Here is a 23,512-nt window from a genome sequence, read left to right as displayed (position 1 = left end):
GCTGGTGGACGGAGCGGGCTCAGCCCTCTTCGTGCGTGGCCACGGCGCGGCGCGCGTCCGCGTCGAGCACGCCCCAGCTGATCAGCTGCTCGGTCAGGACCGAGGGCGACTGGTCGTAGATGACGGCGAGCGTGCGCAGGTCGTCCTGGCGGATCGACAGCACCTTGCCGTTGTAGTCACCGCGCTGGGACTGGATGGTCGCGGCGTACCGCTGGAGCGGGCCCGCCTTCTCGGCCGGCACCGTGGCCAGCCGCTCCAGGTCCAGGACCAGCTTCGGGGGCGGCTCGGCGGCGCCGCCGGGGGTGGTGCCGGGCAGCAGTTCCTGCACGGGCACACCGTAGAAATCCGCCAGCTCCGCCAGGCGCTGTACGGTCACCGCGCGGTCACCGCGCTCGTACGAACCGACCACGACGGCCTTCCAGCGGCCCTGGGACTTCTCCTCGACACCGTGGAGGGAAAGGCCCTGCTGGGTGCGGATGGCCCGGAGCTTGGCCCCGAGCTGTTTGGCGTATTCGCTGGACATATAGCTCCCCGGACACTGTGTCGACGCGACGGGCTGGGTGCCGTGCCGCGCGGCTGGTAACTCACTGTGAGGTTACGCAGCGTGACTCTCATGCGTCAAGCCGAATGGTCCACACCGACTCTTCCGTGGCAGCGCCGGCCCGTTGCGCCGAGGGGGTGATCGGGGGCGTACCCACGGCCTGCTAGGGTTGATGGCGCAAATCCGACGTCCTTTAAGGTCCGTCCCGTGAGGCGGAGAAGGGGGTCCGTTTCGTATGGACACGCAAGCGTCCGATGCCCGGCCCGTGCTCGAAGGGCCCGACATCGCGCGGGTACTGACCCGCATCGCCCACGAGATCGTCGAGCGCGCCAAGGGCGCCGACGACGTGGTGCTCCTCGGCATTCCGACCCGGGGCGTCTTCCTCGCCCAGCGGCTCGCCGTCAAGCTCGAGCAGATCACCGACCGGAAGATGCCCGTCGGTTCGCTCGACATCACCATGTACCGCGACGACCTGCGCATGCACCCGCCGCGTGCGCTGGCCCGCACCGAGATCCCCGGCGACGGCATCGACGGCCGCCTCGTCGTCCTCGTCGACGACGTGCTCTTCTCCGGCCGCACCATCCGCGCCGCCCTCGACGCCCTGAACGACATCGGGCGCCCGCGCGCGGTCCAGCTCGCGGTCCTCGTCGACCGCGGCCACCGCGAACTGCCTATCCGCGCCGACTACGTCGGCAAGAACCTCCCCACGTCGTTGCGGGAGACGGTCAAGGTCCAGCTTGCCGAGGAGGACGGTCGCGACACCGTGCTGCTCGGTGCGAAGCCGACCCAGTAGCGGGCGGACGGCGTACGCCCGTCCCGTGCGCCCCGTCTTGCCTGAAATCTCCCTCAATGTGAACTGCCTTACGGAGCCTGACAGATGCAGCGTCATCTCATCTCGGCCGCCGATCTCACCCGTGACGACGCCGTCCTGATCCTCGACACCGCCGAGGAGATGGCCCGGGTCGCCGACCGGCCGATCAAGAAACTGCCGACCCTGCGCGGCCGCACGGTCGTCAACCTCTTCTTCGAGGACTCGACCCGGACCCGGATCTCCTTCGAGGCCGCCGAGAAGCGGCTCTCCGCGGACGTCATCAACTTCACCGCCAAGGGGTCGAGCGTCTCCAAGGGCGAGTCCCTGAAGGACACCGCGCAGACCCTGGAGGCGATGGGCGTCGACGCCGTCGTCATCCGGCACAGCGCCTCCGGAGCGCCGTACCGCCTGGCCAACTCCGGCTGGATCGACGCCGCCGTCATCAACGCCGGTGACGGCACCCACCAGCACCCCACCCAGGCCCTGCTCGACGCGTTCACCATGCGCCGCCGTCTCGTCGGCCGGGACGCCGGGATAGGGCAGGACCTATCCGGCAAGCGCATCACGATCGTCGGTGACGTCCTGCACAGCCGCGTCGCCCGCTCCAACGTCGACCTGCTGCACACGCTCGGCGCCGAGGTCACCCTGGTCGCCCCGCCCACCCTCGTGCCGGTCGGCGTCGAGCACTGGCCCTGCGAGGTGTCGTACGACCTCGACAGCACGCTGCCCAAGTCCGACGCGGTGATGATGCTGCGCGTCCAGCGCGAGCGGATGAATGCCGCGTTCTTCCCGACCGAGCGCGAGTACTCGCGGCGTTACGGCCTCGACGGCGAGCGCATGGCGAAGATGCCCGAGCACGCCATCGTGATGCACCCCGGGCCGATGGTCCGCGGTATGGAGATCACCGCCGAGGTCGCCGACTCCGACCGCTGCACCGTCGTCGAGCAGGTCGGCAACGGAGTCTCCATCCGGATGGCCGTCCTGTACCTGCTGCTCGGCGGCAACGAACCCGCCGTCAGCCACGCCCGCACCAACGAGGAGAAGCAAGACCGATGAGCAAGACCCTGATCCGTGGTGCGAAGGTGCTCGGCGGCGAACCGCAGGACGTCCTGATCGACGGCGAGACGATCGCCGAGGTGGGCGTGGGACTGTCCGCCGAAGGCGCCGAGGCCGTCGAGGCCGGCGGCAAGGTGCTGCTGCCGGGGCTCGTAGACCTGCACACGCATCTGCGCGAGCCCGGCCGCGAGGACTCCGAGACCGTGCTGACCGGCACCCGGGCTGCCGCGAGCGGCGGCTACACCGCCGTGTTCGCCATGGCCAACACCTTCCCGGTCGCCGACACCGCCGGCGTCGTCGAGCAGGTCTACCGGCTCGGCCAGGAGCACGGCTACTGCGACGTGCAGCCCATCGGCGCCGTCACCGTCGGCCTGGAGGGCAGGAAGCTCGCCGAGCTGGGCGCCATGCACGAGTCGGCCGCCGGGGTCACCGTCTTCTCCGACGACGGCAAGTGCGTCGACGACGCCGTGATCATGCGCCGCGCCCTGGAGTACGTGAAGGCCTTCGGCGGCGTCGTCGCCCAGCACGCACAGGAGCCGCGGCTGACCGAGGGCGCCCAGATGAACGAGGGTGTCGTCTCCGCCGAGCTGGGCCTGGGCGGCTGGCCCGCCGTCGCCGAGGAGTCGATCATCGCGCGCGACGTGCTGCTCGCCGAGCACGTCGGCTCCCGCGTCCACATCTGCCACCTCTCCACCGCCGGTTCCGTCGAGATCGTCCGCTGGGCCAAGTCCCGCGGTATCGACGTCACCGCCGAGGTCACCCCGCACCACCTCCTGCTCACCGACGAACTGGTGCGCACGTACAACCCGGTCTACAAGGTCAACCCGCCGCTGCGCACCGAGCGCGACGTGATGGCCCTGCGCGAGGCGCTCGCCGACGGCACGATCGACATCGTCGCCACCGACCACGCCCCCCACCCGCACGAGGACAAGGACTGCGAGTGGGCGGCGGCCGCCATGGGCATGGTCGGCCTGGAGACCGCCCTCTCGGTCGTCCAGCAGACGATGGTGGAGACCGGGCTGCTCGACTGGGCCGGTGTCGCCGACCGCATGTCGGTCAAGCCCGCGCGGATCGGCCGGGCCCACGGCCACGGACGCCCCGTCTCGGTCGGCGAGCCCGCCAACCTCACCCTGGTCGACACCGCATACCGTGGCGAGGTGGACCCCGCGGGCTTCGCCTCGCGCAGCCGCAACACCCCGTACGAGGGCCGTGAGCTGCCGGGCCGTGTCACGCACACGTGGCTGCGGGGCAAGGCCACGCTCGTCGACGGGAAGCTCACGTGACACCTCTGCAGCAACTGACAGACCTCGCCGTCGAGAAGAAGTCGGCCGAGGTCACCGACTGGGCCGCCCGCATCGGCTGGCTCGTCGGACTCGCCCTCTTCGTCGTGCTCGTCTACTGGCTGATGCGCGAGGGCTGGAAGTGGCGCGGAACGCTCCAGGGCGATCTGCCCGAGCTGCCCGGCGCGCCGGAGGAGACCAGCCCGGCGAGACTGAGCATGAGCGGCCGCTACCACGGCTCCACGACGGCCGGGCAGTGGCTGGACCGCATCGTGGCGCACGGTCTCGGCACCCGCAGCCTGGCCGAGCTCACACTGACGGACGAGGGCCTGGACGTCGTACGCCCCGGGGCGGCCGACTTCTTCGTCCCGGCCGCCGCACTGCGCGGGGCCCGGCTCGACAAGGGCATCGCGGGCAAGGTCCTCACCGAGGGCGGACTGCTCGTGGTGACCTGGGCGCACGGCGACAGGCTGATCGACTCCGGTTTCCGCTCCGACCACGCGGCCGAGCACACCGAGTGGGTCGAGGCCATCAACTCCATGATCAAGACAACCAGCACGGAAGGCGCCGAACGATGACGACCTCCACAAGGGGAGCCAAGGTTCCCGCCGTACTCGTCCTCGAGGACGGCCGCACCTTCCGCGGCCGCGCCTACGGGGCCGTGGGGGAGACCTTCGGCGAGGCCGTGTTCTCCACCGGTATGACCGGCTACCAGGAGACCCTGACCGACCCGTCGTACGACCGCCAGATCGTCGTCGCGACCGCCCCGCAGATCGGCAACACGGGCTGGAACGACGAGGACGACGAGTCGAGCCGCATCTGGGTCTCCGGCTACGTCGTGCGGGACCCCGCGCGCGTGCCGTCCAACTGGCGGGCCAGGCGCTCCCTGGACGACGAGCTGGTCGCGCAGAACGTCGTCGGCATCTCCGGCATCGACACCCGCGCCCTCACCCGCCATCTGCGCGAGCGCGGATCGATGCGCGCCGGGATCTTCTCCGGCGCTGTGCTCACCGGCGCCGCCGAGCCCGAGCTCCTCGCGCGCGTGCAGGCACAGCCGCCCATGAAGGGCGCGAGCCTCTACGAGGAGGTCGCGACCCAGGAGGCGTACGTCGTCCCGGCGATCGGTGAGAAGCGTTTCACCGTCGTCGCCGTCGACCTCGGCATCAAGGGCATGACCCCGCACCGCATGGCCGAGCGCGGCATAGAGGTGCACGTGCTGCCGGCGACCGCGACCGAGGAGGACGTGTACGCCGTCGCGCCCGACGGAGTCTTCTTCTCCAACGGACCCGGCGACCCGGCCACCGCGGACGGCCCGGTCGCGCTCATGACGGCCGTTCTGAAGCGCAAGACGCCACTGTTCGGCATCTGCTTCGGCAACCAGATCCTGGGCCGCGCCCTGGGCTTCGGCACCTACAAGCTGAAGTACGGGCACCGCGGCATCAACCAGCCGGTCCAGGACCGTACGACCGGCAAGGTCGAGGTCACCGCACACAACCACGGCTTCGCCGTCGACGCGCCGCTCGACCAGGTCAGCGAGACGCCGTTCGGCCGCGCCGAGGTCTCCCACGTCTGCCTCAACGACGACGTGGTGGAGGGGCTGCGGCTGCTCGACCAGCCGGCCTTCTCCGTCCAGTACCACCCCGAAGCGGCAGCGGGCCCGCACGACGCCGCCTACCTGTTCGACCGCTTCGTTTCCCTGATGGAGGGCCAGCGTGCCTAAGCGCACCGATATCCAGTCCGTCCTGGTCATCGGCTCCGGCCCGATCGTCATCGGCCAGGCCGCCGAGTTCGACTACTCCGGCACGCAGGCGTGCCGCGTCCTGCGCGCCGAGGGCCTGCGGGTCGTCCTGGTCAACTCCAACCCGGCGACGATCATGACCGACCCGGAGATCGCCGACGCCACCTACGTCGAGCCGATCACTCCCGAGTTCGTCGAGAAGATCATCGCCAAGGAGCGCCCGGACGCCCTGCTGCCCACCCTGGGCGGCCAGACCGCCCTCAACACCGCGATCTCGCTGCACGAGAACGGCGTCCTCGACAAGTACGGCGTCGAACTGATCGGCGCCAACGTCGAGGCCATCCACAAGGGCGAGGACCGCGACCAGTTCAAGGTCGTCGTGGAGGCCGTGCGGCAGAAGATCGGGCACGGCGAGTCGGCCCGCTCGGTCATCTGCCACTCCATGGACGAGGTCCTCGCGGGCGTCGAGCAGCTCGGCGGCGGCTACCCCGTCGTCGTCCGCCCGTCCTTCACCATGGGCGGCGCCGGCTCCGGCTTCGCGCACGACGAGGAGGAGCTGCGCCGCATCGCCGGGCAGGGCCTCACGCTCTCCCCGACCACCGAGGTGCTCCTGGAGGAGTCCATCCTCGGCTGGAAGGAGTACGAGCTGGAGCTGATGCGCGACAAGCACGACAACGTCGTGGTCGTCTGCTCCATCGAGAACTTCGACCCGATGGGCGTGCACACCGGCGACTCCATCACTGTCGCCCCGGCGATGACGCTGACGGACCGCGAGTACCAGATCCTGCGGGACATCGGCATCGCTGTGATCCGCGAGGTCGGTGTCGACACCGGCGGCTGCAACATCCAGTTCGCGGTGAACCCCGAGGACGGTCGCGTGATCGTCATCGAGATGAACCCCCGTGTGTCGCGGTCCTCGGCGCTCGCCTCCAAGGCGACCGGCTTCCCGATCGCCAAGATCGCCGCCAAGCTCGCCGTCGGCTACACCCTCGACGAGATCCCGAACGACATCACGCGGGAGACCCCGGCCTCCTTCGAGCCGACGCTCGACTACGTGGTCGTGAAGGCCCCCCGTTTCGCCTTCGAGAAGTTCCCGCAGGCCGACTCCACGCTGACGACCACCATGAAGTCGGTCGGCGAGGCCATGGCCATCGGCCGCAACTTCCCCGAGGCCTTCCAGAAGGCGCTGCGCTCGCTGGAGAAGAAGGGCAGCCAGTTCACGTTCGTCGGCGACCCGGGTGACAAGGACGAGCTGCTGCGCGAGGCCGTACGGCCCACCGACGGCCGGGTCAACACGGTCATGCAGGCGATCCGCGCGGGCGCCACGCAGGACGAGGTCTTCGAGGCCACGAAGATCGATCCCTGGTTCGTCGACCAGCTCTTCCTGATCAAGGAGATCGCCGACGAGCTGGCCGAGGCCCCGGAGCTGACGTCCGAGCTGCTCGCCGAGGCCAAGCGGCACGGCTTCTCCGACCAGCAGATCGCCGAGATCCGCGGCCTGCGCGAGGACGTCGTCCGTGAGGTCCGGCACGCGGTCGGCATCCGCCCGGTCTACAAGACGGTCGACACCTGCGCCGCCGAGTTCGCCGCGAGGACGCCGTACTTCTACTCCTCCTACGACGAGGAGACCGAGGTCGCGCGCCGCGAGAAGCCCGCGGTGATCATCCTGGGCTCCGGGCCCAACCGCATCGGCCAGGGCATCGAGTTCGACTACTCCTGCGTCCACGCGTCCTTCGCGCTGAGCGACGCCGGGTACGAGACCGTGATGGTCAACTGCAACCCGGAGACCGTCTCCACGGACTACGACACCTCCGACCGCCTGTACTTCGAGCCGCTGACGCTCGAGGACGTGCTGGAGATCGTCCACGCCGAGTCGCTGGCCGGCCCGATCGCGGGCGTCGTCGTGCAGCTCGGCGGCCAGACCCCGCTCGGTCTGTCGCAGGCGCTGAAGGACAACGGCGTGCCGGTCGTGGGCACGTCGCCCGAGGCGATCCACGCCGCCGAGGACCGCGGCGCCTTCGGCCGGGTCCTCGCCGAGGCCGGCCTGCCGGCCCCCAAGCACGGCACGGCCACCACGTTCGCCGAGGCCAAGGCCATCGCCGACGAGATCGGCTACCCGGTCCTCGTGCGGCCGTCGTACGTCCTCGGCGGGCGCGGCATGGAGATCGTGTACGACGAGACCCGCCTCGCCTCCTACATCGCCGAGTCGACCGAGATCAGCCCCTCCCGGCCGGTCCTCGTCGACCGCTTCCTCGACGACGCCATCGAGATCGACGTCGACGCCCTCTACGACGGCGAGGAGCTGTACCTCGGCGGCGTCATGGAGCACATCGAGGAGGCCGGCATCCACTCCGGCGACTCGGCGTGCGCCCTGCCCCCGATCACGCTCGGCGGCTTCGACATCAAGCGCCTGCGCGCCTCCACCGAGGCGATCGCGAAGGGCGTCGGGGTGCGCGGGCTGATCAACATCCAGTTCGCGATGGCGGGCGACATCCTCTACGTCCTGGAGGCCAACCCGCGCGCCTCGCGTACGGTCCCCTTCACCTCGAAGGCGACCGCGGTGCCGCTGGCGAAGGCCGCCGCCCGCATCTCGCTGGGCGCGACCATCGCCGAACTGCGCGCCGAGGGACTGCTCCCGGCGACCGGCGACGGCGGCGAACTGCCGCTGGACGCGCCGATCTCCGTCAAGGAGGCCGTGATGCCGTGGTCGCGCTTCCGCGACATCCAGGGCCGCGGCGTCGACACCGTCCTCGGCCCGGAGATGCGCTCCACCGGCGAGGTCATGGGCATCGACTCCGTCTTCGGCACGGCGTACGCCAAGTCCCAGGCCGGCGCCTACGGCCCGCTGCCCACCAAGGGCCGCGCGTTCATCTCGGTCGCCAACCGCGACAAGCGCTCGATGATCTTCCCTGCACGCGAGCTGGTCGCCCACGGCTTCGAGCTGCTGGCCACGTCCGGTACGGCCGAGGTGCTCAAGCGCAACGGCATCAACGCCACGGTCGTGCGCAAGCAGTCCGAGGGCACCGGCCCGAACGGCGAGAAGACCATCGTCCAGCTCATCCACGACGGCGAGGTCGACCTCATCGTCAACACCCCGTACGGCACCGGCGGCCGCCTCGACGGCTACGACATCCGTACGGCCGCGGTGGCCCGCTCCGTGCCGTGCCTGACGACGGTCCAGGCGCTCGCCGCGGCGGTCCAGGGCATCGACGCCCTCAACCACGGCGACGTGGGCGTCCGTTCACTCCAGGAACACGCGGAGCACCTGACCGCGGCCCGCGACTAGCAGCCCTGAGGGGGACACCGGAAACGGTGTCCCCCTCTGTACGAGGACTCTGAGACATGTACAAGATCTTCTTCCGTCTGGTTTTCACACGGATGGACCCCGAGAAGGCGCACCATCTCGCCTTCCGCTGGATCCGGCTCGCCGTCCGCATCCCCGTGCTGCGCACCTTCGTCGCCGCCGCCCTCGCCCCCCGTCACAAGGAACTGCGCACGGAGGCGTTCGGCCTGCGCATGCACGGTCCCTTCGGGCTCGCCGCCGGCTTCGACAAGAACGCCGTCGCGATCGACGGCATGGCGATGCTCGGCTTCGACCACGTCGAGATCGGCACCGTGACCGGCGAGCCGCAGCCCGGCAATCCCAGGAAGCGGCTGTTCCGGCTCGTCGCCGACCGGGCCCTGATCAACCGCATGGGCTTCAACAACGAGGGCTCCCTGGTCGTCGCCGCCCGCCTCGCCACCCGTGAGCCGGTGTTCAGGACGGTTGTGGGCGTCAACATCGGCAAGACCAAGGTCGTCCCGGAGGAGGGGGCCGTCCGCGACTACGTGAAGTCCGCCGAGCGCCTGGCGCCGTACGCGGACTACCTGGTCGTCAACGTCTCCTCCCCGAACACTCCCGGACTGCGGAACCTGCAGGCCACCGAGGCGCTGCGGCCGCTGCTGACCGCCGTGCGCGAGGCGGCCGACCGCACGGTCACCGGCCGCCGAGTCCCCCTGCTGGTGAAGATCGCCCCCGACCTCGCCGACGAGGACGTGGACGCCGTCGCCGACCTGGCCGTCGAACTCGGCCTGGACGGGATCATCGCCACGAACACCACCATCGAGCGGGAGGGACTCGGACTGCGGTCCTCGCCCTCCCTCGTCAAGGAGACCGGCGGCCTGTCCGGCGCCCCGCTCAAGGCCCGCTCCCTGGAGGTGCTGCGCCGCCTGTACGCGCGCGTGGGCGACCGGATCACCCTGGTGGGGGTCGGCGGCATCGAGAACGCCGAGGACGCCTGGCAGCGGATCCTGGCCGGCGCCACCCTGGTCCAGGGCTACAGCGCCTTCATCTACCAGGGTCCCTTCTGGGGCCGCGCCATCCACAAGGGCCTCGCCGCCCGCCTGCGCACCAGCCCCTACGCCACCCTCGCCGACGCGGTCGGCGCCGATGTGAGGAAGCCCGCATGACCTCGTACGAGCCCTTCGGCGCCCGGCTGCGCCACGCCATGGACGAGCGCGGCCCGCTGTGCGTCGGCATCGACCCGCACGCTTCTTTGCTCGCCGAGTGGGGTCTGAACGACGACGTCGCGGGTCTCGAGCGGTTCAGCCGCACGGTCGTCGAGGCCATGGCCGACCGGGTCGCCGTCCTCAAGCCGCAGAGCGCGTTCTTCGAGCGCTTCGGCTCGCGCGGTCTCGCCGTCCTGGAGACATGCGTCCAGGAGGCGCGCGCGGCCGGTGCCCTGGTCGTCATGGACGCCAAGCGCGGCGACATCGGCTCGACCATGGCCGCCTACGCCGAGGCCTTCCTGCGCAAGGACGCCCCGCTGTTCTCGGACGCCCTGACCGTCTCACCGTATCTCGGCTACGGCTCGCTGAGCCCAGCCGTCACGCTGGCGCGGGAGAGCGGCGCGGGCCTGTTCGTGCTGGCGCTGACGTCCAACCCCGAGGGCGGGGAGGTCCAGCACGCGGTCCGCGCCGACGGCAGGAACGTCGGCGCGACCATGCTGGCGCACCTGGCGGCCGAGAACGCGGGGGAGGAGCCGCTGGGCTCCTTCGGTGCGGTCGTCGGCGCGACGCTGGGCGACCTGTCCTCTTACGGCCTCGACATCAACGGTCCGCTCCTCGCGCCCGGGATCGGTGCCCAGGGAGCGACGCCCGCCGATCTCCCGGGGGTCTTCGGAGCAGCCGTCCGCAATGTCGTGCCGAACGTCAGCCGGGGTGTTCTGCGTCACGGTCCCGACGTCGGGGCGCTGCGGGCGTCGGCGGAGCGTTTCGCGGAGGAGATCCGGGCCGCCGTGGCCGCCGGCTGAGTCCGCCGTGGGTGTGTGCGGGAGCGCTACCAGGACGACGCGAGTCTTAATAGAGGCTCAAATCCGGGGCAATATGTCTGAAATGTCCGACCTGGCGGAGGCTGACCAGGACTTTTCCGCTGTTCTCGCTGACTCTGGCGCACTTGCCCGCTAGTCTCCGAGCAGTGGGGGCACCTCCCACGCCACTTAAGGCAGTGGGGGAGAACGGGCAGCGTGTTGCTCGTAGCTCCCCAGGTGTGGGGCGACTAGGTTCCTCACCGGTCCGTATCCGACAGTTCGACATCCGAGGTGACGTAGGCGTGGCTCTTCCGCCCCTTACCCCTGAACAGCGCGCAGCCGCGCTCGAAAAGGCCGCCGCGGCTCGCCGGGAGCGGGCCGAGGTCAAGAATCGACTCAAGCACTCCGGCGCCTCCCTGCACGAGGTCATCAAGCAGGGCCAGGAGAACGACGTCATCGGCAAGATGAAGGTCTCCGCCCTGCTCGAGTCTCTGCCGGGCGTGGGCAAGGTCCGCGCCAAGCAGATCATGGAGCGACTCGGGATCTCCGAGAGTCGCCGTGTGCGTGGTCTCGGTTCCAACCAGATCGCCTCCCTGGAGCGCGAGTTCGGCAGCACCGGTTCCTGAGTACCGGCTCCTGCGGGATCGGCGTCCCGGACACTCCGGGATTGCTGGAATAATCGCTGCATGAGTGAACGTCCGCGGCTGACCGTGCTCTCCGGCCCCTCCGGGGTCGGGAAGAGCACGGTCGTCGCCCATATGCGCAAGGAACACCCCGGGGTCTGGCTCTCGGTGTCGGCGACCACCCGCAAGCCGCGCCCGGGCGAGAGGCACGGAGTCCACTACTTCTTCGTCACCGACGAAGAGATGGACAAGCTGATCGCCAACGGCGAGCTGCTGGAGTGGGCGGAATTCGCCGGCAATCGCTACGGCACGCCGCGTGCGGCCGTGCTGGACCGCCTGGAGGCGGGTGAGCCCGTCCTCCTGGAGATCGACCTCCAGGGCGCCCGGCAGGTCCGCGAGTCCATGCCGGAGGCCTACCTCGTGTTCCTGGCTCCTCCCTCCTGGGAGGAGCTCGTGCGCAGGCTCACCGGCCGGGGCACCGAACCGCCCGAGGTGATCGAGCGCCGTCTGGAGGCGGCCACGATCGAGCTGGCCGCGGAGCCGGAGTTCGACGTGACCTTGGTCAACACCTCCGTCGAGGACGTGGCGCGCGAGCTGCTAGCCTTGATGGACGTTGTGTGATCGTGACTGTGATCACGATGATTGATTCTTTTCCACCCATCGGAAGGTAGAGCGTGTCCTCTTCCATCACCGCGCCCGAGGGCATCATCAACCCGCCGATCGACGAGCTCCTCGAGGCCACCGACTCGAAGTACAGCCTCGTGATCTACGCGGCCAAGCGTGCCCGCCAGATCAACGCGTACTACTCGCAGCTCGGCGAGGGCCTCCTCGAGTACGTCGGTCCGCTCGTCGACACCCACGTGCACGAGAAGCCGCTTTCGATCGCCCTGCGCGAGATCAACGCCGGTCTGCTGACCTCCGAGGCCATCGAGGGCCCCGCGCAGTAGTAATTTCGGAACGCGGTTGACTTGTCCACAGGCCCGGCAGTCATGCTGCCGGGCCTGTGGTGTGTCATGGAGCCGTACGTCATTCGAGTCCGGGGAGACACGGTGGACAAGCCGAGGGTTGTACTGGGGGTCAGCGGCGGCATCGCCGCCTACAAGGCCTGTGAGCTGCTGAGAAGGTTCACGGAATCGGGCCACGACGTACGCGTGGTGCCCACCGCCTCCGCGCTGCACTTCGTCGGCGCCGCCACCTGGTCCGCCCTCTCCGGCAACCCCGTCTCCACCGAGGTCTGGGACGACGTCCACGAGGTTCCGCACGTCCGCATCGGCCAGCACGCCGACCTGGTCGTCGTGGCCCCGGCGACGGCCGACACGCTCGCCAGGGCGGCGCACGGTCTCGCCGACGACCTCCTCACGAACACCCTCCTCACGGCACGCTGTCCCGTCGTCTTCGCCCCCGCGATGCACACGGAGATGTGGGAGCACCCGGCCACCCAGGAGAACGTCGCGACCCTGCGCCGCCGCGGCGCCATAGTCATCGAACCGGCCGTCGGCCGCCTCACCGGCGTCGACACCGGCAAGGGCCGGCTGCCCGACCCCGTCGAGATCTTCGAGGTCTGCCGCCGGGTGCTCGCCCGCGGGGTCACGGAGCCCGACTTGAAGGGCCGGCACGTCGTCGTCTCCGCCGGCGGCACCCGCGAGCCCCTCGACCCGGTCCGCTTCCTCGGCAACCGCTCCTCCGGCAAGCAGGGCTACGCCCTCGCGCGCACGGCGGCCGCGCGCGGTGCCCGCGTCACGCTGGTCGCGGCGAACACCGGCCTCCCGGACCCGGCCGGCGTCGACGTCGTCCAGGTCGGCACGGCGGTCCAGTTGCGCGAGGCGATGCTCAAGGCAGCCGCCGACGCCGACGCCGTGGTCATGGCGGCAGCGGTGGCCGACTTCCGCCCCGCGGCCTACGCGTCCGGGAAGATCAAGAAGAAGGACGACCAGGACCCCGCGCCCATCGTCCTCGTGCGGAATCCCGACATCCTCGCGGAGATCTCGGCCGACCGGGCGCGGCCCGGACAGGTGATCGTCGGCTTCGCCGCGGAGACGGACGACGTCCTCGCCAACGGCCGGGTGAAACTGGCACGCAAGGGGTGCGACCTCCTCGTGGTGAACGAGGTGGGGGAGCGCAAGACGTTCGGCTCCGAGGAGAACGAGGCGGTCGTGCTGGGAGCGGACGGCAGTGAAACGCCCGTACCGCACGGCCCGAAGGAGGCTCTCGCCGAGGTCGTATGGGACCTGGTCGGGCACCGTCTGACCTGATGTGTGCCGGTCGTCCGACGGTCCTGTGGAAGACGACATAGTCGCGTGGCGGCTCTGGTCAACGCCGCAGGCCAAAGGGCAGAATGCCCGTGCCGCAGAGCACAGCGCTCCCGAGAGGCGAGACAGGTGGGCCCGCGGCCGAGAGCGACCGATAAACTGTTCGCGGACGACGTCGGGCGCAGCTCCCGTGTCGTCCACCAATGATCAGCCAGCAGCCGCTGCAACCCCAGGGAGCGTTGTGTCCCGTCGCCTGTTCACCTCGGAGTCCGTGACCGAGGGTCACCCCGACAAGATCGCTGACCAGATCAGCGACACCATTCTCGACGCGCTTCTGCGCGAGGACCCGACCTCCCGGGTCGCCGTCGAGACGCTGATCACCACCGGCCTGGTGCACGTGGCCGGCGAGGTCACGACCAAGACGTACGCGGACATCGCGACGCTGGTCCGGAACAAGGTCCTCGAGATCGGCTACGACTCGTCGAAGAAGGGCTTCGACGGCGCCTCCTGCGGCGTCTCGGTGTCGATCGGCGCGCAGTCGCCGGACATCGCCCAGGGTGTCGACACGGCCTACGAGTCCCGGGTCGAGGGCGACGAGGACGAGCTGGACAAGCAGGGCGCGGGCGACCAGGGCCTGATGTTCGGCTACGCGACGGACGAGACGCCGACGCTGATGCCGCTGCCGATCTTCCTGGCGCACCGTCTGTCCAAGCGCCTCTCCGAGGTCCGCAAGAACGGCACGATCCCCTACCTTCGCCCCGACGGCAAGACGCAGGTCACCATCGAGTACGACGGCGACAAGGCCGTCCGTCTCGACACCGTCGTCGTCTCCTCGCAGCACGCGAGCGACATCGACCTGGAGTCGCTGCTCGCCCCCGACGTCCGTGAGTTCGTGGTGGAGCCCGAGCTGAAGGCCCTGCTGGACGAGGGCATCAAGCTGGACACCGAGGGCTACCGCCTGCTGGTCAACCCGACCGGCCGTTTCGAGATCGGCGGCCCGATGGGCGACGCCGGCCTCACCGGCCGCAAGATCATCATCGACACGTACGGCGGCATGGCCCGTCACGGCGGCGGCGCCTTCTCCGGCAAGGACCCGTCCAAGGTGGACCGCTCGGCCGCGTACGCGATGCGCTGGGTCGCGAAGAACATCGTCGCCGCGGGCCTTGCCTCCCGCTGCGAGGTGCAGGTCGCCTACGCGATCGGCAAGGCCGAGCCGGTCGGTCTCTTCGTCGAGACCTTCGGCACCGCCAAGATCGACCACGAGAAGATCGAGAAGGCGATCGACGAGGTCTTCGACCTCCGTCCGGCCGCCATCATCCGCGACCTCGACCTGCTCCGCCCGATCTACGCCCAGACCGCGGCGTACGGCCACTTCGGCCGCGAGCTGCCCGACTTCACGTGGGAGCGCACGGACCGAGTGGACGCCCTGCGCGCGGCCGTGGGGCTGTAAGTCACCGCAGCACGGCTCTCTCACCGAGGCCCGGTCTCCCTTCGGGGGCCGGGTCTCGGCGTTTCTCGGGCTTCGGGTGGCGGGTGCGGGGCTATTCCGGTGGCGGACGCGGGGCGCGGCTTCCCGGCCTGGTGATCTCCCGGTGCGCAGGCCGCGGTTACGTCGGTGGAGTGCGCTTCGTGCGTGCGGTGAAACTCGGTTGTGCGTCGCCGCGCCGAACGGATCCCGGGAGACCGGCGCCGCCCGGTGCGCGGGCCACGGATACTTCCTTCCGGGTCACCCCCTCGCAGGTTCGAATCCTGCTGCCGGTCCCGGGGCCGGTACGGCCGAGCGGCCCGAGGCGGAAGCGCCGCGTACGGCGGTCCGCGGCCGGAGTGATCTCGGGCGGCGTCGGCTGTCGGTCCCGTTTGGTAAGAATGCAAGCGTGAGCAGTGAGAACGGGCAGGCGGACGGCGGGGCCGAAGGGGCGCCGCCGGAGCAGCTCGCGCTCATCCGGGAGAGCGTGCGGGAGGCCAAGGTGCCGCGGGCGAAGCCCCGGACCTGGCGGGGAGCCGCGCTCGCCAAGGACCTGCCTGTCGCGCGGGTGCTCGTCGACAAGGGCGTGCTCCATCTCGACCGGTACTTCGACTACGCCGTCCCTGAGGAGCTGGACGAACAGGCGCAGCCCGGGGTGCGCGTGCGGGTGCGCTTCGGTGCCGGGCGGGGCCGGGTGCGGGAGGGACGCCGCGAGGGCGGCGGGCTCATCGACGGATTCCTCGTCGAGCGGCGGGCCGAGTCCGACTACTCCGGACCGCTGGCCGCGCTGGCCCAGGTCGTCTCCCCGGAGCCTGTGCTCGGTGAGGAACTGCTGGGGCTCGCGCGGGCTGTCGCCGACCGGTACGCCGGGAGCCTCGCCGACGTGCTGCAGCTCGCAGTGCCGCCACGCAGCGCACGGGCCGAGCAGCGGCCGTCGCCCGCACCGCTGCCACCGCCGGCGGCGCCGGACCCCGGGTCGTGGGTCCGGTACGAGAGAGGGGCCGCCTTCCTCGAGTCGCTGGCCTCCGGCGGTGCGCCCCGTGCCGTGTGGAACGCGTTGCCGGGACCGCGGTGGAGCGACGAGCTGGCGCGGGCCGTGGCCGCGACGCTCGCCTCGGGACGAGGCGCGCTCGTCGTCGTACCGGACGGGCGGGCCGCCGCCCGGGTCGACGCCGCGCTGATCGCGCTGCTCGGCGCGGGACGGCACGCGCTGCTCACCGCCGACGCGGGACCCGAGAAGCGCTACGCACAGTGGCTCGCCGTGTCACGCGGGTCCGTACGGGCCGTCGTCGGGACGCGGGCCGCCATGTTCGCACCGGTGCGGGACCTGGGGCTCGTCGCGATCTGGGACGACGGGGACGACAGCCACAGCGAGCAGCACGCCCCGCAGCCGCATGCCCGGGACGTGCTGCTGCTGCGGGCCGCCCAGGACAAGTGCGCCTTTTTGCTGGGGAGTTGGAGTTGCACCGTCGAGGCGGCGCAGCTCGTGGAGAGCGGCTGGGCGCGGCCCCTGGTCGCCGGGCGCGAGCAGGTGCGACGGGCCGCGCCGCTCGTGCGGACCGTGGGGGACGGCGATCTCGCGCGGGACGAGGCCGCCCGGGCTGCCCGGCTGCCGACGCTCGCCTGGCAGGTCGTCAGGGAAGGGCTCAAGCACGGCCCGGTCCTGGTGCAGGTGCCGCGGCGGGGGTACGTGCCGCGCATGGCCTGCGCGCAGTGCCGGGCGCCCGCGCGATGCCGGCACTGCTCCGGGCCGCTGGAGGCGCGGGACGCCGGGGCGTTGCGGTGCGGATGGTGTGGGCGCGAGGAGAACGCGTGGCACTGCCCGGAGTGCGGGTCGTACCGGCTGCGGGCGCAAGTGGTGGGGGCCCGGCGGACGGCCGAGGAGCTGGGGCGGGCGTTTCCCGCCGTACCGGTGCGGACCTCGGGGCGCGAGCATGTGCTGGACACCGTGCCGGGGGCGCCCGCGCTGGTCGTGAGCACACCGGGCGCCGAACCGGAGGCCGAGGGCGGCTATGCGGCGGCCCTGCTGCTGGACGGCTGGGCCATGCTCGGACGGCCGGATCTGCGGGCGGGCGAGGACGCGTTGCGTCGGTGGATCGCGGCCTGTGCGCTGGTCCGGCCGCAGGGGGAGCGGGGCACCGTGGTCGTCGTCGCCGAGCCGACCCTGCGGCCCGTGCAGGCGCTGGTGCGCTGGGACCCGGTCGGGCATGCGGTGCGCGAGCTGGCCGAGCGGGCCGAACTGGGGTTCCCGCCGGTGTCCCGGATGGCGGCCGTGTCGGGTCCGGCACAGGCGGTGGCGGATTTCCTGGGGACGGTCGAACTGCCGCCCGACGCCGAGGTGTTGGGCCCCGTGCCAGTGCCGGCCACACAGTCCGGGCGGCCTCGCCGTCCCGGCGCGCCGCCACCGGGGGAGCACTGGGAGCGAGCACTGATCCGCGTCCCACCCGGCAGCGGCTCCGCACTGGCCGCCGCACTGAAGACGGCTCAGGCCGCACGGATGGCACGAGGGGGCGGAGAGGCCGTACGGGTACGGATCGACCCGCCGGACATCGGCTGAGGCTGCCGACGGGAGCGGGCGGCTTCGGCCGGCGTCGGGGTGTCGGCATGGGGCCGGCCTTCGCCCGGTATGCGGCTGTCCTCCCGGGGTCTGCCGGGAGGGCAGGGTGAGAGGGCGTCAGCCGTTACGGGGGCCGGGAAAGGCAGTCGGCCGGACTTCTTCGCGGAGCGTCGGGCTGCTCGCGGTCGGCTGAGTCGGCATGGAGCGGGCCGCGGGAACCGTCGGCACCGCGGGAAGGCCGGTGCTCGCATTGACCGTGCGGGTCCCCGACGGCTCCGTCGCGCGCTCGGCCTCCGCGGCCGCCTGGGCGGCGGCGCGGCGGGCGCCGTAACGGCGGTGCACCGCCTGCTTGGTGACCCCGAGGGCGGAGCCCACCGCGTCCCACGAGAAGCCCAGTGAGCGGTCGAAGTCCACCGCAGCGGTGACCAGCGTTTCGACACTGTCCCGGAGTTCCTGGGCGAGACGGACCGTCGGGGCGGGGGCACGTCCGTACACGACGAAGCCCGTGGAGGGGCCGGAGCGGCGCGGGCGGTAGACGTTGCCCAACTGGGCGGTGAGCGTGCGCAGCGCGTCCACCTGCCGGCGGACCCGCTCGATGTCCCGCACCAGCAAGTGCAGGCTGGCCCGGGCCTGGGCGTCGTGGGTTGCGTGTTCGGCCATGAACAAGCCTCTCGAACCGGCGTTGAAAGGAATAGGGCCGCGAAAGCGGCCCGGTTGCGGTCAACTCTTCCTTGACCAACGCGTGTGCGCTCCGCTGGTAACGGGGAGGGGGCGCGTGGGGGTTCGCGTACGCCGGTTCGCCCACCTGTGCACCACCCGTTTCCAGTGGTCGAACAGTTGCCCTTTTCTGTGGGGGTTGTTCGCCGTCGTCGGTTTTCCGTTCGTGGTCATAGACTTGGGGGCTGCCCGCCAGTCGTCCCCGCCCGAGAGGCTCCACCCCACCCATGAAGCTCGTCTTCGCCGGTACCCCCGAGGTCGCCGTTCCCGCTCTGGACGCTCTCATCACCTCCGGGCGGCACGAGGTGGCCGCCGTCGTCACGCGGCCCGACGCGCCGGCCGGGCGCGGGCGCAGGCTGGTCGCGTCTCCCGTGGCCGAGCGGGCCGAGGAGGCCGGGATCGAGGTGCTGAAGCCCCTCAAGCCGAGGGATCCGGAGTTCCTGGAGCGGTTGAAGGGGATCGCGCCGGACTGCTGTCCCGTCGTCGCCTACGGCGCGCTGCTGCCCCGCGTCGCTCTGGACGTCCCCGCCCACGGCTGGGTCAATCTGCACTTCTCGCTGCTGCCCGCCTGGCGCGGCGCCGCGCCCGTGCAGCACGCGATCATGGCGGGCGACGAGATCACCGGGGCCTCGACCTTCCTGATCGAGGAGGGGCTCGACTCGGGCCCCGTCTACGGCACCGTCACCGAGGAGATCCGGCCCACCGACACCAGCGGCGACCTGCTGACGCGGCTCGCCTTCGCCGGTGCCGGGCTGCTCGCCGCCACCATGGACGGCATCGAGGACGGGAACCTGAAGGCAGTGCCGCAGCCCACCGAGGGGATCACCCTCGCTCCGAAGATCACCGTCGAGGACGCCCGGATCGACTGGACCGCACCGGCCCTCCGCGTCGACCGCGTGGTGCGCGGCTGCACGCCCGCCCCCGGCGCCTGGACCACGTTCCGCGGCGAGCGGCTCAAGCTCGTCCACGTCGCGCCCGTGCCCGAGCGCACCGACCTCGCGCCGGGGCAGCCGGCCGTCGGCAAGAACAGCGTGCACGTGGGGACCGGGTCGTACGCTGTGGAGCTGCTGTGGGTGCAGGCCCAGGGCAAGAAGCCGATGCGTGCCGCGGACTGGGCGCGCGGGGTGCGGGTCGCGCCCGGCGAGACCCTCGGCGGCTGACGTCCCGCCGGGCGGGGGACGCAGGCCTCCGACGTAGGCTGAAGGCCGCACCCCATTTCACACCCGGAGCACCTTTTCGTGAGCGAGCAGTCCCGGCGGCCCCGCAGGCCGGCCAAGCCCTACCGACGTCCCCAGAAGGACCCCGTCCGCATCCTCGCCTTCGAGGCGCTGCGCGCCGTGGACGAGCGGGACGCGTACGCCAATCTCGTGCTGCCGCCGCTGCTGCGCAAGGCGCGCGAGAAGGAGGGACCCGAGAAGTTCGACGGCCGGGACGCCGCGCTCGCCACCGAGCTGGTCTACGGGACGCTGCGCCGGCAGGGGACGTACGACGCGATCATCGCGGCCTGTGTCGACCGGCCGCTGCGCGAGGTCGACCCGCCGGTGCTCGACGTGCTCAGCCTCGGTGTGCACCAGCTGCTCGGGACACGGATCCCCACGCACGCGGCCGTGTCCGCCTCCGTCGAACTCGCGCGCGTCGTCCTCGGCGACGGACGGGCCAAGTTCGTCAACGCCGTGCTGCGGAAGGTCGCGCAGGACGACCTCGACGGGTGGCTGGCCAAGGTCGCGCCGCCGTACGACGACGATCCCGAGGACCACCTCGCCGTCGTGCACTCGCATCCGCGCTGGGTCGTCTCCGCGCTGTGGGACTCGCTCGGCGGCGGGCGCGCCGGGATCGAGGACCTGCTGGAGGCCGACAACGAGCGGCCCGAGGTCACCCTTGTCGCCCGGCCCGGCCGGTCCACGGCCGAGGAACTGCTCGGCGAGGACGCCGCCGTCCCGGGCCGCTGGTCGCCGTACGCCGTGCGGCTCACCGAGGGCGGGGAGCCGGGCGCCGTCGACGCCGTGCGCGAGGGCCGGGCCGGTGTGCAGGACGAGGGCAGCCAGCTCGTCGCCCTCGCGCTCGCCAACGCCCCGGTCGACGGACCCGACGAGAAGTGGCTCGACGGATGTGCCGGTCCCGGCGGCAAGGCCGCGCTCCTCGCCGCGCTCGCCGCCGAGCGCGGAGCCACGCTGCTCGCCTCCGAGAAGCAGCCGCACCGGGCGGGTCTCGTGGCGAAGGCGCTGCACGGCAACCCGGGGCCTTACCAGGTCGTCGCCGCCGACGGGACCCGGCCGCCGTGGCGGCCCGGCACCTTCGACCGCGTCCTGATGGACGTCCCCTGTACCGGTCTCGGCGCCCTGCGCCGACGGCCCGAGGCCCGGTGGCGGCGGCGCCCCGAGGACCTGGAGAACTTCGCGCCGCTGCAGCGCGCCCTGCTGCGCACGGCCCTGGACTCCGTCCGCGTCGGCGGGGTCGTCGGCTACGCCACCTGCTCGCCGCATCTCGCCGAGACCCGGGCCGTCGTCGAGGACGTGCTCAAGCATCGGCCGGACGCCGAGCTGATCGACGCCCGGCCGCTCCTGCCCGGCGTGCCCGCGCTCGGCGAGGGTCCCGACGTCCAGCTGTGGCCGCATCTGCACGGCACCGACGCCATGTATCTGGCGCTGATCCGGCGCACCGGCTGACCCGGTCCTCGGCCGGCCCGGGACGGCCCGACCATCCGATGAACGGCAAAGGTCTGGACCGGTGGGAACATCTGTGCCCGGGCATGGCAGGCTTGGGTCATGGCCGTGCAGATCAACCCCAGCATCCTGTCCGCCGACTTCGCCCGCCTCGCGGACGAGGCGAAGGCGGTCGAGGGAGCCGACTGGCTCCACGTCGACGTCATGGACAACCATTTCGTCCCGAACCTCACGCTCGGCGTGCCGGTCGTGGAGTCCCTGGCGCGGGCGACGGACACGCCGCTGGACTGCCACCTGATGATCGAGGACGCGGATCGGTGGGCACCCCAGTACGTCGAAGCGGGGGCCTCGTCCGTCACCTTTCACGTCGAGGCGGCGGCCGCTCCCGTACGGCTCGCCCGCGAGATCCGCGCCAAGGGCGCCCGCGCCTCCATGGCGCTCAAGCCCGCGACGCCGATCGAGCCGTACGAGGATCTGCTCCCCGAACTCGACATGCTGCTGATCATGACGGTCGAGCCGGGCTTCGGCGGGCAGGCGTTCCTCGACATCATGCTGCCGAAGATCCGCCGCACCCGTGAGCTCATCGCCAAGCACGGCCTTGAGCTGTGGCTGCAGGTGGACGGGGGTGTCTCCGCGTCCACGATCGAGCGGTGCGCGGACGCGGGAGCGGACGTCTTCGTCGCGGGTTCGGCCGTGTACGGGGCGAACGACCCGGCAGCGGCGGTCCATGCATTGCGCACCCAGGCGGAGACGGCTGTCGCCAAGGCGTCGTGGGCATGCGACCACTGAGCCACAGCTACGTGAACGGCGCCCATCAGGGCTGATCAAGCGCCGCGGATCTGCAAGGATGAACGGCGAATCCAGAGTGTGAACAGCAGTGAGGAGATCGCCGTGTCGGGTATGTCGGCGGGCCGGTCAGCCATGCGGATGGGACCCGCTGAGCTGGTGCAGGCGGCGGCCATGGCCCGCCGCTTCTACCTCGAGGGCAAATCCAAGATCCAGATCGCCGAGGAGTTCGGCGTCAGCCGCTTCAAGGTGGCCCGGGTCCTGGAGACCGCTCTCGAACGGGATCTCGTGCGCATCGAGATCCGTGTCCCGGCCGAACTGGACGCGGAGCGCTCCGACGCGCTGCGCGCCCGGTACGGTCTCAGGCACGCCGTCGTGGTCGAGTCCCCGGCCGATGCCGAGGACTCACCGGACCCCGAGAACCTCGGCGAAGTCGCCGCCGACCTGCTCGGCGAACTCCTCAACGAGGGGGACGTCCTCGGTCTGGCCTGGGGCCGTTCCACCATCCACATGGCGGCGGCTCTCGACCGGCTGCCGCCCTGCACGGTGGTGCAGCTGACGGGCGTGTACGACGCCGGGACCGCCGAGCGCGGCTCCGTCGAGGCCGTCCGCCGTGCCGCCCAGGTGTCCGGCGGCGACGCCCACCCCATCTACGCGCCGATGCTGCTGCCGGACGCGGCCACCGCGGCGGCGCTGCGCAACCAGACCGGGATCGCCCGGGCCTTCGAGTACTTCGACAAGGTCACGGTCGCCTGCGTGTCCATCGGTTCCTGGGAGCCCGGCATCTCGACGGTGCACGACATGCTCAGCGACGAGGAACGGTCGCACTACGCCTCGCTCGGTGTCGCCGCCGAGATGTCCGCCCACCTCTTCGACGCCGAGGGCCGCCGGGTCGGCCGGGACCTGGGGGAGCGGTGCATCACGGTCAAGGCCGACCAGCTCCGCAGGGTCCCCGAGGTCGTCGCGATCGCGGGCGGCCAGCGGAAGGCGGCCGCCATCGACGCGGTCCTGCGCTCGGGTCTGGTCACCAGCCTGGTCACCGACACCTCCGCGGCGGACTACCTGATGGCCGCCGGCCCGGCGCCCAAGCCGGCCCTGCAGCGGGCAGACCCGGACGGATCCTGATGACAGACCCGGACCCGGACCCGGACCCGGACCCGGACCCGGACCCGGACCCGGACCCCGCGCCGGTGCCGCCGCTGTGCTGGACGCCGCGCGCGGCGCGGGCTGGTCGGTCGCGGTGCTCGACCTGGGCGGGGCGGCGGCCAAGGAAGGCCTGATGGACCGGTGCGCGCGGGCTCTGAGCCTGCCCGCGTGGTTCGGCCGCAACTGGGACGCCCTGTACGACGTGTTCACCGACGTGTCCTTCTGGCCGGGGGTACCCGGCACGGGCCGTCTCCTGGCCGTCACCGGCTGGACCGGGTTCACGCGGGCGTACCCGGGGGACTGGGAAACGGCGCAGGGGGTGTTCGCCGACGCGGTCGACGCCGCGCCCCGGACGGCGGGTCCACCTCTGAACGTCGTCCTGCTGCTGGGCACGGCCCCAGGGCGTTCCGCCGGCTGACCACCGGTTCTCGCCGGTCCGACCGTCTGGCCCTCGGCCGCACCACCGCGCGGGGGCTCGGGCGCCTGTCCGGTGGCTCACTGGCCCTTCTCGTGCCTGTCCGGGGCCGCTGTCGGTGCCCAGTCGAGCCTGTTTGGGGGGAGGTGTCGGTGCCCAGTCGGCGGCCTTGTCATG

21 protein-coding genes are annotated in these 23,512 nt (G+C 71.4%); 19 read left to right on the top strand and 2 right to left on the bottom strand.

Annotated features, from left to right (window positions below):
* Positions 1–19: 19 nt before the first annotated feature.
* Positions 20–523, bottom strand: coding sequence for a transcriptional regulator BldD (gene bldD, locus IEZ19_RS04090; RefSeq protein WP_010046440.1), 504 nt, complete (start codon positions 521–523; stop codon positions 20–22).
* A gap of 253 nt (positions 524–776) precedes the next feature.
* On the opposite strand from bldD, the gene pyrR reads away from it, so the two are divergent.
* From pyrR to IEZ19_RS04020, 14 genes are all read left to right on the top strand, one after another.
* Complete coding sequence (gene pyrR, locus IEZ19_RS04085; RefSeq protein WP_189309595.1) at positions 777–1,334, top strand: bifunctional pyr operon transcriptional regulator/uracil phosphoribosyltransferase PyrR; 558 nt, start codon at positions 777–779, stop codon at positions 1,332–1,334.
* An 84-nt stretch (positions 1,335–1,418) separates the two neighbouring features.
* Complete coding sequence (locus IEZ19_RS04080) at positions 1,419–2,408, top strand: aspartate carbamoyltransferase catalytic subunit (protein ID WP_189309594.1); 990 nt, start codon at positions 1,419–1,421, stop codon at positions 2,406–2,408.
* Entirely contained in the window at positions 2,405–3,691 is a 1,287-nt protein-coding gene (locus IEZ19_RS04075; RefSeq protein WP_189309593.1) for a dihydroorotase, read from the top strand. Before IEZ19_RS04080 ends, IEZ19_RS04075 begins: the two co-directional genes overlap by 4 nt.
* On the top strand, positions 3,688–4,266 hold the full coding sequence (locus tag IEZ19_RS04070) for a PH-like domain-containing protein (RefSeq protein WP_189309592.1): 579 nt from the start codon (positions 3,688–3,690) through the stop codon (positions 4,264–4,266). Before IEZ19_RS04075 ends, IEZ19_RS04070 begins: the two co-directional genes overlap by 4 nt.
* Positions 4,263–5,408 carry a glutamine-hydrolyzing carbamoyl-phosphate synthase small subunit gene (gene carA / locus IEZ19_RS04065; protein ID WP_189309591.1) on the top strand — a complete coding sequence of 382 codons (1,146 nt, stop codon included), beginning with the start codon at positions 4,263–4,265 and terminating at the stop codon, positions 5,406–5,408. The genes IEZ19_RS04070 and carA overlap by 4 nt, the downstream gene beginning before the upstream one ends.
* Complete coding sequence (gene carB / locus IEZ19_RS04060; RefSeq protein ID WP_189309590.1) at positions 5,401–8,712, top strand: carbamoyl-phosphate synthase large subunit; 3,312 nt, start codon at positions 5,401–5,403, stop codon at positions 8,710–8,712. Before carA ends, carB begins: the two co-directional genes overlap by 8 nt.
* A gap of 56 nt (positions 8,713–8,768) precedes the next feature.
* On the top strand, positions 8,769–9,875 hold the full coding sequence (locus tag IEZ19_RS04055; RefSeq protein WP_189309589.1) for a quinone-dependent dihydroorotate dehydrogenase: 1,107 nt from the start codon (positions 8,769–8,771) through the stop codon (positions 9,873–9,875).
* Positions 9,872–10,717, top strand: coding sequence for an orotidine-5'-phosphate decarboxylase (pyrF, locus tag IEZ19_RS04050; RefSeq protein WP_189309588.1), 846 nt, complete (start codon positions 9,872–9,874; stop codon positions 10,715–10,717). The genes IEZ19_RS04055 and pyrF overlap by 4 nt, the downstream gene beginning before the upstream one ends.
* A 299-nt stretch (positions 10,718–11,016) precedes the next feature.
* Positions 11,017–11,340: an integration host factor gene (locus IEZ19_RS04045; RefSeq protein WP_003977346.1), complete on the top strand. Its 324-nt coding sequence runs from the start codon at positions 11,017–11,019 to the stop codon at positions 11,338–11,340.
* Between the two features lie 60 nt (positions 11,341–11,400).
* On the top strand, positions 11,401–11,958 hold the full coding sequence (gene gmk / locus IEZ19_RS04040; protein ID WP_189309587.1) for a guanylate kinase: 558 nt from the start codon (positions 11,401–11,403) through the stop codon (positions 11,956–11,958).
* Between the two features lie 53 nt (positions 11,959–12,011).
* Positions 12,012–12,284: a DNA-directed RNA polymerase subunit omega gene (gene rpoZ, locus IEZ19_RS04035; protein WP_005319902.1), complete on the top strand. Its 273-nt coding sequence runs from the start codon at positions 12,012–12,014 to the stop codon at positions 12,282–12,284.
* 102 nt (positions 12,285–12,386) lie between these two features.
* Entirely contained in the window at positions 12,387–13,589 is a 1,203-nt protein-coding gene (gene coaBC, locus IEZ19_RS04030) for a bifunctional phosphopantothenoylcysteine decarboxylase/phosphopantothenate--cysteine ligase CoaBC (RefSeq protein ID WP_189309586.1), read from the top strand.
* Between the two features lie 238 nt (positions 13,590–13,827).
* A complete protein-coding gene (gene metK, locus IEZ19_RS04025; protein ID WP_189309585.1) occupies positions 13,828–15,036 on the top strand; it encodes a methionine adenosyltransferase in 1,209 nt (402 codons plus the stop codon).
* A 424-nt stretch (positions 15,037–15,460) separates the two neighbouring features.
* A complete protein-coding gene (locus tag IEZ19_RS04020) occupies positions 15,461–17,608 on the top strand; it encodes a primosomal protein N' (RefSeq protein WP_189309584.1) in 2,148 nt (715 codons plus the stop codon).
* A 117-nt stretch (positions 17,609–17,725) separates the two neighbouring features.
* On the opposite strand, the gene IEZ19_RS04015 is transcribed toward IEZ19_RS04020, so the two are convergent.
* Entirely contained in the window at positions 17,726–18,268 is a 543-nt protein-coding gene (locus IEZ19_RS04015; protein ID WP_189309583.1) for a hypothetical protein, read from the bottom strand.
* Between the two features lie 284 nt (positions 18,269–18,552).
* Between IEZ19_RS04015 and fmt the strand changes: the two genes are divergently transcribed.
* From fmt to IEZ19_RS03990, 5 genes are all read left to right on the top strand, one after another.
* A complete protein-coding gene (gene fmt / locus IEZ19_RS04010; protein ID WP_189309582.1) occupies positions 18,553–19,485 on the top strand; it encodes a methionyl-tRNA formyltransferase in 933 nt (310 codons plus the stop codon).
* A 78-nt stretch (positions 19,486–19,563) separates the two neighbouring features.
* A complete protein-coding gene (locus IEZ19_RS04005; protein WP_189309581.1) occupies positions 19,564–20,991 on the top strand; it encodes an RsmB/NOP family class I SAM-dependent RNA methyltransferase in 1,428 nt (475 codons plus the stop codon).
* Positions 20,992–21,090: 99 nt separating this feature from the next.
* Positions 21,091–21,777 (top strand): ribulose-phosphate 3-epimerase, encoded by a 687-nt coding sequence (gene rpe / locus IEZ19_RS04000; RefSeq protein WP_189309580.1) that lies wholly within the window; start codon positions 21,091–21,093, stop codon positions 21,775–21,777.
* A gap of 78 nt (positions 21,778–21,855) precedes the next feature.
* Complete coding sequence (locus IEZ19_RS03995; protein WP_189309579.1) at positions 21,856–22,899, top strand: sugar-binding transcriptional regulator; 1,044 nt, start codon at positions 21,856–21,858, stop codon at positions 22,897–22,899.
* Between the two features lie 76 nt (positions 22,900–22,975).
* Positions 22,976–23,338 carry a barstar family protein gene (locus IEZ19_RS03990; RefSeq protein ID WP_229839938.1) on the top strand — a complete coding sequence of 121 codons (363 nt, stop codon included), beginning with the start codon at positions 22,976–22,978 and terminating at the stop codon, positions 23,336–23,338.
* Positions 23,339–23,512 lie beyond the last annotated feature (174 nt).

The sequence above is a fragment of the Streptomyces brasiliensis genome (assembly GCF_014647875.1).
GTDB lineage: Bacteria > Actinomycetota > Actinomycetes > Streptomycetales > Streptomycetaceae > Streptomyces > Streptomyces brasiliensis.
The sequence above is the reverse complement of the archived record's forward strand: the minus strand, read 5'-3'. Positions and strand labels throughout refer to the sequence as shown.

Excerpts from the sequence above, each read along its gene's own strand:
- bldD (WP_010046440.1), bottom strand. The coding sequence starts at position 523 with ATGTCCAGCGAATACGCCAAACAGCTCGGGGCCAAGCTCCGGGCCATC.
- pyrR (WP_189309595.1), top strand. The coding sequence starts at position 777 with ATGGACACGCAAGCGTCCGATGCCCGGCCCGTGCTCGAAGGGCCCGAC.
- IEZ19_RS04080 (WP_189309594.1), top strand. The coding sequence starts at position 1,419 with ATGCAGCGTCATCTCATCTCGGCCGCCGATCTCACCCGTGACGACGCC.
- IEZ19_RS04075 (WP_189309593.1), top strand. The coding sequence starts at position 2,405 with ATGAGCAAGACCCTGATCCGTGGTGCGAAGGTGCTCGGCGGCGAACCG.
- carA (WP_189309591.1), top strand. The coding sequence starts at position 4,263 with ATGACGACCTCCACAAGGGGAGCCAAGGTTCCCGCCGTACTCGTCCTC.
- IEZ19_RS04055 (WP_189309589.1), top strand. The coding sequence starts at position 8,769 with ATGTACAAGATCTTCTTCCGTCTGGTTTTCACACGGATGGACCCCGAG.
- pyrF (WP_189309588.1), top strand. The coding sequence starts at position 9,872 with ATGACCTCGTACGAGCCCTTCGGCGCCCGGCTGCGCCACGCCATGGAC.
- gmk (WP_189309587.1), top strand. The coding sequence starts at position 11,401 with ATGAGTGAACGTCCGCGGCTGACCGTGCTCTCCGGCCCCTCCGGGGTC.
- IEZ19_RS04015 (WP_189309583.1), bottom strand. The coding sequence starts at position 18,268 with ATGGCCGAACACGCAACCCACGACGCCCAGGCCCGGGCCAGCCTGCAC.
- fmt (WP_189309582.1), top strand. The coding sequence starts at position 18,553 with ATGAAGCTCGTCTTCGCCGGTACCCCCGAGGTCGCCGTTCCCGCTCTG.
- rpe (WP_189309580.1), top strand. The coding sequence starts at position 21,091 with ATGGCCGTGCAGATCAACCCCAGCATCCTGTCCGCCGACTTCGCCCGC.